15 protein-coding genes, 1 tRNA gene, 2 pseudogenes and 1 other annotated feature are annotated in these 13,239 nt (G+C 69.8%); of the genes and pseudogenes, 10 read left to right on the top strand and 8 right to left on the bottom strand.

The features are described 5' to 3' along the window. Window positions 1–267, bottom strand: a pseudogene (locus V7004_RS05125) (hypothetical protein); the annotation flags it as partial. A gap of 119 nt (window positions 268–386) precedes the next feature. On the opposite strand from V7004_RS05125, the gene V7004_RS05120 reads away from it, so the two are divergent. The 4 genes from V7004_RS05120 (at window position 387) to V7004_RS05105 (ending at window position 4,134) form a co-directional block, all read left to right on the top strand. Next, the gene (locus V7004_RS05120; RefSeq protein WP_334142566.1) at window positions 387–1,619 is read left to right on the top strand and encodes an aspartate kinase; all 1,233 of its coding nucleotides are present in this window, start codon (window positions 387–389) and stop codon (window positions 1,617–1,619) included. Window positions 1,620–1,670: 51 nt separating this feature from the next. Next, complete coding sequence (locus V7004_RS05115) at window positions 1,671–2,696, top strand: aspartate-semialdehyde dehydrogenase (protein ID WP_334142565.1); 1,026 nt, start codon at window positions 1,671–1,673, stop codon at window positions 2,694–2,696. Between the two features lie 118 nt (window positions 2,697–2,814). After that, window positions 2,815–3,786 (top strand): nuclease-related domain-containing protein, encoded by a 972-nt coding sequence (locus V7004_RS05110; protein WP_334142564.1) that lies wholly within the window; start codon window positions 2,815–2,817, stop codon window positions 3,784–3,786. A gap of 24 nt (window positions 3,787–3,810) precedes the next feature. Continuing rightward, the gene (locus V7004_RS05105) at window positions 3,811–4,134 is read left to right on the top strand and encodes a hypothetical protein (protein ID WP_334142563.1); all 324 of its coding nucleotides are present in this window, start codon (window positions 3,811–3,813) and stop codon (window positions 4,132–4,134) included. A gap of 26 nt (window positions 4,135–4,160) precedes the next feature. On the opposite strand, the gene V7004_RS05100 is transcribed toward V7004_RS05105, so the two are convergent. After that, window positions 4,161–4,628, bottom strand: a complete 468-nt coding sequence (locus tag V7004_RS05100; RefSeq protein WP_334142562.1) for an integrase core domain-containing protein — start codon at window positions 4,626–4,628, stop codon at window positions 4,161–4,163. Between the two features lie 92 nt (window positions 4,629–4,720). Here V7004_RS05100 and V7004_RS05095 point away from each other — a divergent pair, with 92 nt between their 5' ends. From V7004_RS05095 to V7004_RS05075, 5 genes and pseudogenes are all read left to right on the top strand, one after another. Continuing rightward, window positions 4,721–5,044: a hypothetical protein gene (locus tag V7004_RS05095; protein WP_334142561.1), complete on the top strand. Its 324-nt coding sequence runs from the start codon at window positions 4,721–4,723 to the stop codon at window positions 5,042–5,044. Between the two features lie 275 nt (window positions 5,045–5,319). After that, on the top strand, window positions 5,320–5,544 hold the full coding sequence (locus tag V7004_RS05090; protein WP_334142560.1) for a ribbon-helix-helix protein, CopG family: 225 nt from the start codon (window positions 5,320–5,322) through the stop codon (window positions 5,542–5,544). Between the two features lie 15 nt (window positions 5,545–5,559). Beyond that, window positions 5,560–5,970, top strand: a complete 411-nt coding sequence (locus tag V7004_RS05085; protein WP_334142559.1) for a type II toxin-antitoxin system VapC family toxin — start codon at window positions 5,560–5,562, stop codon at window positions 5,968–5,970. A gap of 218 nt (window positions 5,971–6,188) precedes the next feature. After that, window positions 6,189–7,483, top strand: a protein-coding gene (locus V7004_RS05080) for an IS3 family transposase (RefSeq protein WP_442968010.1) whose coding sequence is annotated in 2 segments (ribosomal slippage) — window positions 6,189–6,530 and window positions 6,533–7,483 — 1,293 coding nt in all. Because the reading frame shifts where the segments join, the coding sequence is not laid out codon by codon here. Beyond that, window positions 6,527–6,643, top strand: a sequence feature (AL1L pseudoknot). Its footprint overlaps the gene before it by 117 nt. Before the next feature lie 29 nt (window positions 7,484–7,512). Continuing rightward, window positions 7,513–7,677: pseudogene (locus tag V7004_RS05075) on the top strand (IS30 family transposase); the annotation flags it as partial. Window positions 7,678–8,003: 326 nt separating this feature from the next. On the opposite strand, the gene V7004_RS05070 reads toward V7004_RS05075, so the two are convergent. The 4 genes from V7004_RS05070 to V7004_RS05055 form a co-directional block, all read right to left on the bottom strand. Continuing rightward, window positions 8,004–9,536: an RHS repeat-associated core domain-containing protein gene (locus tag V7004_RS05070; protein WP_334142557.1), complete on the bottom strand. Its 1,533-nt coding sequence runs from the start codon at window positions 9,534–9,536 to the stop codon at window positions 8,004–8,006. A gap of 215 nt (window positions 9,537–9,751) precedes the next feature. Next, a complete protein-coding gene (locus tag V7004_RS05065; protein WP_334142556.1) occupies window positions 9,752–10,015 on the bottom strand; it encodes a MazG nucleotide pyrophosphohydrolase domain-containing protein in 264 nt (87 codons plus the stop codon). Between the two features lie 96 nt (window positions 10,016–10,111). Continuing rightward, window positions 10,112–10,185, bottom strand: a tRNA-Pro gene (locus V7004_RS05060). 54 nt (window positions 10,186–10,239) lie between these two features. Next, window positions 10,240–10,674 carry a response regulator gene (locus V7004_RS05055; RefSeq protein WP_334142555.1) on the bottom strand — a complete coding sequence of 145 codons (435 nt, stop codon included), beginning with the start codon at window positions 10,672–10,674 and terminating at the stop codon, window positions 10,240–10,242. 67 nt (window positions 10,675–10,741) lie between these two features. Between V7004_RS05055 and V7004_RS05050 the strand changes: the two genes are divergently transcribed. Beyond that, window positions 10,742–11,095, top strand: coding sequence for an STAS domain-containing protein (locus tag V7004_RS05050; RefSeq protein ID WP_334142554.1), 354 nt, complete (start codon window positions 10,742–10,744; stop codon window positions 11,093–11,095). 24 nt (window positions 11,096–11,119) lie between these two features. On the opposite strand, the gene V7004_RS05045 is transcribed toward V7004_RS05050, so the two are convergent. Both V7004_RS05045 and V7004_RS05040 read right to left on the bottom strand, forming a co-directional pair. Next, complete coding sequence (locus V7004_RS05045; RefSeq protein ID WP_334142553.1) at window positions 11,120–12,253, bottom strand: ArsA family ATPase; 1,134 nt, start codon at window positions 12,251–12,253, stop codon at window positions 11,120–11,122. Beyond that, window positions 12,250–13,239, bottom strand: coding sequence for an ArsA family ATPase (locus V7004_RS05040; protein WP_334142552.1), 990 nt, complete (start codon window positions 13,237–13,239; stop codon window positions 12,250–12,252). The genes V7004_RS05045 and V7004_RS05040 overlap by 4 nt, the downstream gene beginning before the upstream one ends.

Below are 13,239 nucleotides of genomic sequence, written 5' to 3'. Positions count from 1 at the left end.
GGGGAAGGTCAGCTCCGCGGAGCCGGTGGCGGGCACGGTGGTGGTGCTCGCCGTGGTGGAGGTGGAGGCCGTGGCGGCGGTGCGCGAGGAGCCCCGGTCCCCGAAGAGCGCGCCGGCGGTGCCGGCGAGTAGGGCCAGCAGGAGCACGAGCGCCACCAAGGCCAGGGTCCGCCGTTGCCGCCGGGCGAGCGCGGCGCGCTGCTCCCCGGCGCGGGCCCGGGCCTGCCGGGCGCGCTCGCGCTCGGTACGGGTGGAGGTCCTGGGCATGGTTCCCCGACGCTACCGGTTCACCTGCCCGTTGGTCCGTGCACCCGGTCGTCGGGTGGCCGAGCGGATGGTGGCCGAGCGGATGGTGGCGGCGCGCAGGCGAGCGTTAGCCTGCCGCCGTGGCCCTCCTCGTCCAGAAGTTCGGCGGCACCTCCGTCGCCGACCCCGACCGGATGCGTGCCGTGGCCGACCACGTGGCGCGCACGGTCCGGCGCGGCAACCAGGTGGTGGTGGTCATCTCCGCCATGGGCAAGGAGACCGACGAGCTGCTGCGCCTGGCCTCGGAGGTGTCCAGCACCCGCCCCGGCCGGGAGATGGACATGCTGATCACCGCCGGGGAGCGCAAGGCGATGGCCCTGCTCTGCATGGCGCTGCACGACGTCGGGGTGCCGGCTGATTCGTTCACCGGCAGCCAGGCGGGGTTCGTCACCGACGACACGCACACCAACGCCAAGATCGTCGAGGTCCGCCCGGAGCGGGTCCGCCAGGCGCTGGAGGCCGGGCGGGTCCCGGTGGTGGGCGGCGCCCAGGGTGTGTCGGGGAGCGGTGACGTCACCTTCCTGGGCCGCGGCGGCTCCGACACCACCGCGGTGGCCCTCGCCCATGCGCTCGGCGCCGACCTCTGCGAGCTGTACACGGACGTGTCGGGGGTGTTCACCAGCGACCCTCGTGTGGTGCCGGATGCCCGGAAGATGGATCGCATCTCGTTCGACGAGCTGCTGGAGATGACCGCCAACGGCTGCCCGAAGCCGGCGATGCGGTCGGTCGAGTACGCGCGCACCCACGGCGTCGACCTGCACGTGCGCTCGGCGTTCACCTGGGAGCCGGGCACGCTGGTCACCAAGGAGGAGCAGGACATGGAGCAGGCGATCATCTCGGCGGTCACCCACGACGTGGACGAGTCGAAGATCACCCTCATCGGCGTGCCCGACCGGCCGGGCATCGCCGGCCAGCTCTTCCGTGCCCTGGCCGACCACAGCATCAACGTCGACGTGATCGTGCAGAACGTCTCCGAGCACGGGGTGACCGACATCTCCTTCACGGTCCCGCGCTCGGAGTACGAGCGGGCGGTCGCCATCGCTCGTGAGCAGGCCCCCGCACTCGGCGCCCAGGACGTGAAGGGCGATCCCGACATCGCCCGGGTCAGCGTGATCGGCGCCGGCATGAAGTCCCACCCCGGAGTGGCGGCCACGGTGTTCGAGACCCTGGCGAAGGAGGGCATCAACATCGAGATGATCTCCACCTCGGCGATCCGCATCAGCTGCATCATCAGCGAGGACCAGGTGGAGCAGGCGGTGCAGCTCCTCCACGACGCGTTCGACCTCTCGCACGGTCCGGCCCTGGTGGACTGAGGCCGATCTCGATCGCCGGCCCCGTGCCGCCACCGGTAGCCTGGACGCCTTATGCGTATCGGAATCGTGGGAGCCACGGGCCAGGTCGGCGGGGTGATGCGCTCGGTGCTCGCCGAGCGCCAGTTCCCCGTCGAGCAGCTCCGCCTCTTCGCCTCCAGCCGGTCGGCCGGCCGGCGGCTGCCGTGGGCCGACGGCGAAGTGGAGGTCGAGGACGCGGCCACCGCCGACTACCGCGGCTTGGACATCGTGCTGTTCTCCGCCGGCGGTGCCACCTCGCGGGAGCTGGCGCCCCGGGTCGCCGGCGCGGGGGCGATCGTCATCGACAACTCGTCCGCGTGGCGGATGGACCCGGAGGTGCCGCTGGTGGTGCCCGAGGTCAACGCCCACGCCCTCGAGTCGATCCCCAAGAACATCGTCGCCAACCCGAACTGCACGACCATGGTGGCGATGCCGGTGCTCAAGCCGCTCGACCTCGAGGCCGGTTTGCAGTCGATGGTGGTCAGCACCTACCAGGCGGTCTCCGGCGCGGGGCTCGCCGGCACCGCCGAGCTCGACGAGCAGATCCGCAAGGTCGGCGAGGCCGGCCCGGCGCTCGCCATGTCAGGCAAGGCGGTGGAGCTGCCCGAGCCCAACAAGTTCCCCCAGCCGATCGCCTACAACGTCATCCCCTTCGCCGGCAGCCTGGTCGACGACGGCTCTGAGGAGACCGACGAGGAGCAGAAGCTGCGCAACGAGAGCCGCAAGATCCTCGAGCTCCCCCAGCTGAAGGTCACGGCCACCTGCGTGCGGGTGCCGGTCTACACGGGGCACTCGCTGTCGATCGCGGCCAGCTTCGCCCGGCCCATCACCCCCGAGGACGCCCGGCGGGTGCTCGTGAAGGCCCCCGGGGTGGAGCTCATCGACATCCCCACCCCGTTGCGGGCCGCGGGTGCGGATCCGACCTACGTGGGACGTATCCGCGTCGACGAGACGGTCGAGCACGGGCTGGCCCTGTTCCTCTCGGGCGACAACCTGCGCAAGGGCGCCGCGCTGAACGCGGTGCAGATCGCCGAGACGCTGCTCGCCCGCCGCGGCTGACCCAGGACGCCCACGGGCTTGGCGGCCCGGAGGGGGTGACCTGAATGGCGAGGTTGGTGCCTGGGCGACAGACTGGGGGTCGCAGTGATCATCCTGCGATGGCGGCTCGAGGTGATCGGTGGGAGAAGAGGGGCGGGAGCAGTCGACCCGGGCGGTGAAGCCCACGCGAGTGCTGGCGTTACGTCGGGATGACGTATGCGCCGCATGTGGCACACGGCTGCCTGCGGGTACCAAGGCTCAATGGGATCCGAATGTCAGGACGACGACGTGCCTGCGATGCTGTGAGGCACGGGGTCGGTGGACCTCAACGCCTGCGACCGGATCGGCGGTTCCCGCCGACTCGGTGAGGCTGGAGCGCACGACCCACGGGCCTGTCGACGCTCTGGAGTCGTCCGCATCGTCGGAGCGGCGCACCCTCGACGGTGGACTCGCAGGCCGGTCCGCGCAGCGGGAGTTCGAGCGGAGGAAGGCCAAGCGCGAGTCACGGATCCGCCAGCGGCACCCTTACCTCGGCGGTCTCATCCTGGCCCTCAGTGACGAGCCGCAGTCGACGAAGGCCTGGGCGCGAGGTGCCGAGGGCGAACGGCGGGTTGCCCGGATGCTCGACGCGCTGCGATCTGAGAGGGTTGTGGTCCTGCACGATCGTCGCATTCCGCGCTCGAGGGTCAACATCGATCACCTCGTGGTTGCGTCTTCGGGCATCCATGTCATCGACACCAAGCGCTACACGGGGCGAGTGGAGCTACGAAGATCGGGCACGTTCTTTCGCCCAGGCCCGGATCAGCTCTTCGTGAACGGCCGCAACAAGACAAATCTCGTCAAGGCGATGGCGAAGCAGGTCGAGGCGGTCCGCGCGGTGATCGCCGACTTGGTCGAGGAAGGGGTGAACCCGCGTGGAGTGCAGATTCGTCCGTCGCTGTGCTTTCTCGACGTGGACTGGCCGTGGTTCGCACACCCGATGCACCTCGACGGCGTCCGTATCAGCGGTCCCAGGTCGCTCGCCAAGGTGATTACCCAGCCGGGCAACCTGGGCCTCGAGCAGGTCGTGCAGTTCGGCTCGCGTCTCGCCGAGCGCCTCCCGCCCGCGTAAGCCCAGTTCTCGGCGGGTCGGTCGGTGACCGACACGGTGCTGGTACCGGTTGATGAGTCGGGGCGGGTCAGGGTGGCGGTGGCGGGCGCGGCGAGCGATGTGGTGATCGACGTGTCAGGCTGGTATGTGCCCACCTTGACCACCTGGAGCTACACCTACGACGGGGATGGTCTGCGACGCACCAGGACCGGCCCGTCGGGGACCACCAGCTTCGTGTGGTCCCAAGCGGAGGGTCTGGCGATGGTGCTCACCGAGACCAGCGACCAGCACAGCACCTACTACCTCTACGGGCCGGGGGGGTTGCCGGTGGAGCAGATCAACCCGGACGGCACGGTGTGGTGGTATTGACCGGATCCCGTTGATCGGTCCACCGGCTATGTGAGCTTGGGTGGGTTGGTCCGCGTCCAGTGGTCCGTGTACTCGACCGGGGTGAGCATGCCGAGGGCGGAGGGGGGGCGGTAGGTGTTGTAGTCGATCCGCCAGTCGCCGGTGAGGACCTGGGCCTCGAGCAACGTGTCGAACTGCTCGATGGCCAACAGCTCGTCGCGCATGCGGCTGCCGTGGGACTCGACCCAGGGGTTCTCCCAGGGTGAGCCCGGTTCGATGTGCGCAGCGCCGGCGCCGCCGAAGCGGCACCAGTCGCGCAGCGCCCTGGCCGTGAGCTCGGGGCCGTTGTCGCAGCGGATGAACTCGGGATGCTGGCCGCGAGCCCCGACGATCTTGTCGAGGCATGCTACGGTGGCATCGGCGTGGATGGAGTGGTCGACCACATCGGCGAGGGGCTCGCGGGTGAACTCGTCGACGACGTGTGGGATCTTGATCGTCTTCCCGGTCGTGGTCACAGGCGCACGGGACCACCCCGGGGTCCACCGTCGTCGGTGTCGGAACCGGTCAACTCACCGCCGTTCGTGTCTCGACCCGGAAGGCGGTGCGCATGGCGTTCAGGGAGGTCCCTGTGTTCGAAGTTCGAGAGGTGCTGCAGTTGTGGTTGGACGGGCGGGGGTTGCGGTCCATCGCGGCGGTGACTCCGCCGGACCGCAAGACGATCCGCCAGGTGGTGGACGTCGCGGTCGGGTTGGGTCTCGATCGTGACGGCGGGGTCGGTCAGCTCGACGATGCGTTCATGTCGTTGGTGAGGGCCGAGCTGGCGCCACGAGCCGGTGTCCGGCGGGGCCTGGGTGGCGCTCAGCGCCGCGGACAGCGCCTCGCCGGGGGCTGCTCTCCTCGGGCGTTGCCGGACGCTGCTACGGCGAGCTGAGCGGCGCTGGCGTGGCGGTGGTGGCCGCTCCGGTGAGCGCGTCAAGGTGGTCGCCGGCGGTGGGGCTGGCACCTTGGTGCAAATGCGTGCCTCGTCTCGGCTGGTCCGGTCGTGGCGGTTGGTCCCGTTTCGTCCGGTCCCTGCCGGGGCTTGCCTGGGTGAGGGCACCGGGCGGTCTCGACGGCAACCCCGACGGAATCGGGGGCGCCAGCACGAACCGGCGGCCGGGGTGAACGGGGCCGGGTCGCGGCGGGCGGGGTTCTACACTCGGGACCATGTCGGTGACCGTCGAGCTGCCCGAGGAACTGCTGGCGGCGTTGCGCGCCGAAGCGGAGCGTCGCGGGGTGACCGTCGAGGCGTTGATCACCGAGGCGGTCAGCGAGCATGTGGGCGGCCAACCGCGGCGGCGGTTCGCGCTCGCCGGGATCGGCGAGTCGGGCGGCACCCGGTTCGCTCGCGACGCCGACGAACTGTTGGCCGAGGGCTTCGGCCGCGACTGACCGGTCGGGGCTGTCGTGTTGGTCGTGGACACCGGGCCGCTGGTCGCGCTCGGTGATCGCCGTGACCCGGACCACCAGGCATGCCTCGAGCTGTTGGCCACCGAACCCGGCCCGCTGCGCACGACCGGGCTCGTAATCGCCGAGGCCACCTACCTGCTGGCCCGCCAAGTCGGTGTCGACGCCGAGGTCGCGTTGTTCACCGACATCGCCGCGGGCCGATTCGTCGTCGACGAGCTCACCCCCGACGAGTGCCAACGCGTCGGCGATCTCGTCGACCGCTACCGGGACCTCCCCCTCGGCGGCACCGACGCATCCGTGGTCGTGCTCGCCGAACGCCACCGCGCCACCCGCATCGCCACCCTCGACCGCCGCCACTTCAGCGTCGTACGCCCCGCCCACACCAGCGCCTTCGAGCTGGTGCCCTGACCCCCCAGCACCGACCCCGGCCTGTCTGGGACACTGGTGCAGTGACCGTGCAGCCATCGACACCGCGCCCCGAGCCGAGACCCGCCGCCACGGCGCGGGTCGTCGCGCCGGCAGCGGTTGCGGCCAGAAACACGCGTCCGCGCGTCGCGGGTTCTGCCCGGCACCTCGTCGCGCTGTCCCACCCGGGAGACCGCAGGTGGTGAACCGCCCTGGGTTGGTTGGAGGCTCCTGACCTTGGAAACGAGGATGGGGTCGGGCCTACACAAGGAGCGTCGGGGAAGCCGCCGACACGCAGGTACAGCGAGGCGGAGAAGGAGCGGGCGGTGCGAGCGGTTCGCCAGCTGCGCAAGGAGCTCGGCACTGACCATGGGACGGTGAAGCGGGTCGCTGACCAGCTCGGCATCGGGGTGGAGTCGCTTCGGAGCTGGGTCAAGCAGGCCGAGATCGACGACGGGGTCAAGCCCGGGCTGAGCACCGAAGACGCCGAGCGGATGAAGCGTCTCGAGCAGGAGAACCGGGAGCTGCGTCGTGCGAATGAGATCTTGCGCAAGGCGTCGGCGTATTTCGCCCAGGCGGAGCTCGACCGCCCATCGAAGTGATCGTCGGGTTCATCGACGAGCACCGGGACCAGCTCGGAGTCGGGCCGATCTGCCGTGCGTTGCAGATCGCTCCGAGCACCTACTACGCCGCCAAGAAGCGCGAGGTGGCACCCTCGGCGCGTGCCGTGCGTGACGCCGTGATGATGCAGATGCTGATGGTGCTGTGGGTCGCGAACCGCAAGGTCTACGGGTCGCACAAGCTGTGGAAGGCGGCTCGGCGTTCCGGCCATGAGATCGGCCGGGACCAGGTGGCTCGTCTCATGCGCCAGCTGGGCATCGAAGGCATCAGCCGGCGGCGCAAGAAGATCTTCACGACCATCACCGATCCCGACGCGGTGCGGGCCCCGGATCTGGTAAACCGCAACTTCAGGGCCGCCGCCCCGAACCAGTTGTGGGTCACCGACCTGACCTACGTGCCGACCCGGTCGGGGATGGCGTACGTGTGCTTCATCGTCGACGCGTTCTCCCGACGGATCGTGGGGTTGCGGGTGGCGTCGAACATGCGCACCGAGATGGTCCTCGACGCGCTCGAGATGGCCAGAGCCTCCCGAGGTGCTTGCCGCCTGGTCGGTCTGATCGCACACGCGGACGCCAGCTCGCAGTTCACCAGCGTGCGCTTCACCGAGCGCCTTGAGGAGATCGGAGCCCGACCCAGCATCGGCACCGTCGCTGACAGCTATGACAACGCGCTGGCCGAGACGACCAACGGGCTCTACAAGGCCGAGTGCGTCTACGGGCCCGACACCGCGGGGCGGGACGACGTCGACGAGCTCGAGCTCGCCACCCTCTCGTGGGTGCACTGGTTCAACGAAGACCGGCTCCACAGCCACTGCGACGACGTCCCCCCAGCAGAGTTCGAAGCAGCCTTCTACGCTGCCCAACAGACCGGCCCCGTCGGAGTTGGAAACCAATAGCCCGAGTCTCCATCAGACCCAGGGCGGTTCACACCAACGGGCTGCTGCGCCAATACTTCCCCAAGGGCACCGACCTCGCCCGCTACTCCCGCGAGGAACTCGACGCGGTCGCGTTCGCTCTCACCCGGCCCCGCAAGACGCTCGGATGGAAGACACCCGCCGAAGCCCTCGATGACCTTCTACGCTCCGCGTGACACAGGCAGTGTTGCGACGACTCCTTGAACCCGGGCAATACCTCTCCGTTCGCTACTCGCAGCGTCTCGCCGACAACGAGATCGTCGCGTCGGTCGGCTCCAAGGGCGACAGCTACGACTGTGATGGGTCGGTTCTCGCAGAGCAGGCCCCTATTCGGTCACCGCCGTCCCGGCCAGCCGGCGCTGCGTTGATCGCCGCCCGACCGGTGCCGACCCCCACCCCACTCCCAGCTTCACCGCGTAGCGCCGGAATTGGCCGGTGGTGGAGTCGTAGAACCGGGCGTGGAGGTGTCCGAGCCCGGCTTTCGGATTCGGGCCGGTGCGCACTACGGCCACGGTCGGACGCGCGACTCCCCGGTATCGACCCACACCCGTCGCTCCTCGATCACGAACCCCGCCTCCGTGAGCGCCGAACGCAACGCCGGCCAGCTCGTGCAGGGAAGGCTGGCGATGGCAACGTCATCTTTCCCGGCTACAACGACTCGAACGCTCATCCACGGTGGGAGGAGCCGAGCGCGGAGCACTTCTACGTGGCCAGAGGCATGTCGAATCTCGCTTGTTCCTGAACGAGCAGTCAAGCAACCCGGCCGCAAGACGAGTTGACCGGTCCCCACATAGAGAGAACCTCCCCCGTGTACAGCACCGACGTGAGCACCCACGCTGAACCACCGCGGGATCACCGCGGGATCACCGCTAGCCCCGCCACCCGTGAGGGCCACCCCAGACAGCTCCACCTCCACCAGCGAAGGGTACCGGAGCAAACACGCCGGGAGTCCATGCCAGCGTTCCTTGCCAGATCGCTTCGCCTTGGAGTTGTTCGAGACCGAGCCACTCAAGCCTCCCGCGAACGGGCCCTCGCCGGCCCCCAACCAGCCCGACGCACCACCTTGCGTGACGAAGTCCGACTCGCACTGTGCATTGCTAACCGAGAGTCCAAGTAGCCCGTTGATGCCGGCCGGCGCACCCCCACCAAAGCCATGTTGTTCAACGAATCCGCTGCGACCGTCGGGTGTGGCCATGTAGCAGATTGAACCGAAGAGGTCGTATCCGCCGAAGACGTTCCCGCCAGCGCATATCCCCAGGGAAAGCCCCGTGGCGGCGCTAGCTGTACGAAGACCTACGTCGGCCCCCGACGCTCGAATGGCGTCTGTGGCCGCCCCTGGGATGTCGTCCGGCATGAGGTTGTCGCCCCATTCAGCCAGACAGTCGCGATCCGTGGGATTCCAGCACATCAGGCCGCTGGGGTCGGCGGCGTTGAGTGGGTTGCCGCCGGTGTAGCTGTAGGGCTCCCTGGTGAGGGGCGTGAGGGGATCCCGACTCAGGAATTGGCCGGTTGCTGGGTCGTAGAAGCGGGCTCGGAGGTATTGGTAGCCGGTTTCGGGGTCGGTGTATTGGCCGGCGTAGCCGAACGCGACCCGCCCGTCGGGGGGTGGGGCGACAACGGTGGCGGGTCGACCGTAGGGGTCATAGGTGTACTCGGCGACCCTCCCGTGGGCGGTGTCGGTGACCGAGATGGTCGAGCCGAGCTGGTCGTGGTGATACCACCACACCGAGCCGTCCGGGTTGATCTGCTCCACCGGCAACCCCCCGGGCCCGTAGAGGTAGTAGGTGCTGTGCTGGTCGCTGGTCTCGGTGAGCAGCATCGCCAGACCCTCCGCTTGGGACCACACGAAGCTGGTGGTCCCCGACGGGCTGGTCTTGGTGCGTCGCAGACCGTCCCCGTCGTAGGTGTAGCTCCAGGTGGTCAAGGTGGGCACATACCAGGCTGACACGTCGATCACCACATCGCTCGCCGCGCCCGCCACGGCCACGCTGACCCGCCCCGACTCATCAACCGGTACCAGCACCGTGTCGGTCACCGACCGACCCGCCGAGAACACGACGTTGGGCACCCCAGGCTGGGTTCGACCCGCGGGCCACACCGTCAAGGTGCCCGACCCCGCCGGGTTCAACGCCGTCACCGACACCGCCACCGCCGACACCCCAGCCGCGGGTACCCCCGCCACAGCGCGCGCTGAGAAGGCCCTGCGATCCCCCAGTGGGTCATGACTGCTCGATCTGCACCGAGCGATGGTCAGTTCGGGGGACGAGGCGGGTCGGTGACGTAGCGCTGCGCAGCCTCGGCCAGTGAGAGGTCGAGCTGGTTGGCGAGCGATGCCAACCAGGCGAGCACGTCACCGAGCTCGTGGAGCTGCTCGTGGCGCGACCCCTTGCGCACGGCCTGCGCCAGCTCGCCCAGCTCTTCGCACAACCAGGCGACGGTGGCGGGGATGCCCCGTTCCCGGTCGGCCTCGCCGTAGAGCTCGGCCATCAGGTCCTGGAACGCCTCGATCTCCACCGGGCGAGCGTAGGCGACAGGCGCCGGCGGGCCCGGCGGTGGAGCGCGCCGGCACGGCGACCATCAGCAGCCACCGTCAGTGGCCGGTGTCAGTAGTCGGGGTGGCGGGATTTGAACCCACGACCTCTTCGTCCCGAACGAAGCGCGCTGCCAAACTGCGCTACACCCCGGAAGGAGACGAGCGTACCCGAGCCGGCACGCCCCTCCGAACCCGATCGGCCGCCTCATGCCTCCACGGTGGCGACATCGGCCCGCAGGTCGGTGTCGGCGTCGACCCCCTCGAAGTAGCTGTAGCCGTCGAGGAGCACCTCGGCTGCCTTGCGCAGCCGGAAGGCGTCGAGGGGCTTGATGAGCCACCCGTCCGCGTCGGCCCGGTGCGCGAGGAACACGTCGGCCGCCCGGTCGAGCAACATGAGCACCGCGGTGATCGGCAGCCGGTCGGCGCCCTCCTCGTTGCGGATGGCCATGCAGGTGGCCATGCCCCCCATGTTGCCGATCTGCAGGTCGAGCACCACCAGATCGGGTTGCAGCTCGCGGATGGCGGGGATCACGTCGACCCCGCGGCGCACCCGGTACACCTTCGTCTGGTCGTCGGCGAGGGCCGCGTCGACCTCGTCGAACACCCAATCTGCGTCGGTGGCGAGCAACACGGTCGGCACGGCGGCGAGGTTACCGGAACACCCCCGAGCACCGATAACCGTCAGGGGGCTTGGCTAGAGTCGCCCCGTGCTCCAGATCCACGTCGAGGACGCGAACAGCTACACGATCTGTCGCCCCATCGGCGAGCTTGACGCCTACACCGTCGGCCAGTTCCGCGAGACCCTGGCCGAGCTGGCCGCGGTGCCCCGGCTGCTCATCGATCTCTCCGAGGTGCCCTTCATGGATTCCGCCGGCCTCGGCGCGCTCATCGGTGGCATCCGCCGGGCCCGCGAGGCCGACGGAGAGGTGACCGTCGCATGCAGCCGCCCCACCCTCACCCGGCTGCTGCACACCACCGGCTTCGATCGCATCGTCCCCGTCACCGAGACCGTCGACGAGGCCGTCGACGCCTTGCTGAACCCCGACGCCGACGCCACCTGAGCTCGCTGCCCGGGCACGCCCCGGTCAAGCCCGCAGGCGGCCCTCCCGGGGGAACAGGTGGCGAGCCACCTCGGCCAGACCGTCGAGGTCGTGCACGTCCGAGCGCAGGAACGGCACCCGCACCACCGGTGCCGGCGCCACCCGTTCGGCCAGACCGGCCAGGTGCGCCTCCTCGCGGGCCGCGACCGTCGTGAAGTCCGCGAGGTTGTCGTAGAGCCCGCCGAGCGCCGTGCCCTCCCAGGTGCGCGCCCGCTCGCGCAGCGCCTCGGGGGACGCGTCGCTGAACCGGGGGTGCATCCGGTTCACGATCAGGGCCCGCACCGGGATGCCCGCCTCCCCCAGCTTCTCGGCGAAGAACGTGGCCTCCACGACCACGTCGGCGCGGGGCGCGGTGACCAGCACGAAGGCGGTCTCCTCGTGCGAGAGCAGCTCCAACACCCTCGCCGCCCGATCCCGGAAGCCCTTCTCCATGCCGTCGAAGGCCTGGAAGAAGGTGATGGCGTCGCGAACCACCTCGCCGCCCACCACCTTCGAGACGGTCCGCAGGAACGCCTGCGCGGCCACGTTGACCGCCTTCACGATGCCGCGGGTGGGTGCCATGAGCACCCGGTAGAGCCGATGGTCGAGGAAGCGCGTCAGCCGCCGCGGCGCTTCGAGGAAGTCGAGCGCGTTGCGGGTCGGCGGGGTGTCGACGACGATCAGCTCGAAGCGGCCGTCCTCGTGCAGCTCGTAGAGCTTCTCCATCGCCATGTACTCCTGCGTGCCGGACAGGGCCCCGGAGATGTTGCGGTAGAAGCGGTTGTTGAGGATGTTCTCCGCCTGCTCGGGCGACCCGGCGTGCTTGAGCACTAGGGCGTCGAAGGTGCTCTTGGTGTCGAGCATCAGCGCCCACAGCTCGCCGGGCCACGGGCCGGTTACCTGGGTCGGCGTGTTCGTCAGCCCCTCGAGCCCCATGGCGTTCGCCAGCCGGCGCGCCGGATCGATGGTGACCACGCAGGCCCGCAGCCCCAGGTGCGCGGCCTCGAGGGCCATGACCGCCGCGGTGGTGGTCTTGCCGACGCCACCGCTGCCGGTGCAGACCACGATCTCGTTGCCGGTGAGCAGGGCGCGCAGATCCGCCGGTGGCTGCTCGCGGAGGTGGAGCGGCGCGGCGCTCACAGCGTGGCGAGCTCCTCGACACCGGCGAGGAACGCCCCGGCGAGCCGCTCCACGTCGTCAGGTCCGAGGTCCGCGGTGAACGAATAGGGGAGCCGGATCTGCGGCAGCGGCAGCCGTTCGGCGAGCCGGTCGATCTGCTCCTGCTGCAACGCCATGCGGTGCCGGCGGAACTCGGCTGCCGACGCCAGCGCCTCCGCCTCCCCGGCGTGGAGGAACGCGCCGGCCTCGCGGGCCGCGTCGGTCGGGTCGGCGTCGAGACCGTCGATCGGCGGGTACAGGCCGTTGACCACCACCGGCCCCAACTGGAGGCCGATCTCGTCCTCCAGGCTGAACGCCGTCTCGACCAGCTCGTTCACCGGCGTCTCCTCCGGCAGCGTGACCAGCACGACCTGGCACCGCGACCCGTCCGAGAGCATGTCCATGACGTCTCGCGCCTGGCTGTGGATGGGCCCGACGCGCACCGCGTCCAGCAGGCCGCTCGCGGAGCGCAGGAACGTGATGGCGTGGCCGGCGGCGGGCGCGTCGAGGACGATGAGGTCGAAGCGTCCCTCCCGCTCGAGCTGCTTGACCTTGCCGAGGATGAGGATGTCTTTGATGCCCGGCGCGGCGGTGGCGACCACGTCCAGCGCGCCGGTGGTGATGAGCCGGCGGGAGATGCGGCTCATGCCGTGGTCCTGCAGGTACTCCACCAGCGCGTCGTCGGGGGTCAGGGTGCGGGCGCACACGTCACCCGCGGCACCGGGGCCACCCCCCACCGCGAGGGTCACCTCCTGGTAGTCGAACGGTGGTTGGCCGAACAGCGCCGCCAGCCCGCTCTTGCCCTCGACCTCGACGATCAGCGTCGAGAGGCCCGTGAGCGCCGCGGCCCGGGCGAGCGCGGCGCTGACCGTGGTTTTGCCGACACCGCCCTTCCCGGCCACGATGAGCACGCGGGCTGCTGCGAAGAACTGCGCAGGGTCCAAGCTCTTCCCCTCGGAGGCACCCAC

Source organism: Rhabdothermincola sp., from assembly GCF_036846205.1.
Classification (GTDB): domain Bacteria; phylum Actinomycetota; class Acidimicrobiia; order Acidimicrobiales; family Acidimicrobilacustridaceae; genus Rhabdothermincola.
This window is presented reverse-complemented; position numbering and strand designations above follow the sequence as displayed.

Bases quoted from the DNA above. Each gene is read 5' to 3' on its own strand.
- V7004_RS05095 (WP_334142561.1), top strand. From the start codon at position 4,721: ATGGCGTTCAGGGAGGTCCCTGTGTTCGAAGTTCGAGAGGTGCTGCAG.
- V7004_RS05090 (WP_334142560.1), top strand. From the start codon at position 5,320: ATGTCGGTGACCGTCGAGCTGCCCGAGGAACTGCTGGCGGCGTTGCGC.
- V7004_RS05115 (WP_334142565.1), top strand. From the start codon at position 1,671: ATGCGTATCGGAATCGTGGGAGCCACGGGCCAGGTCGGCGGGGTGATG.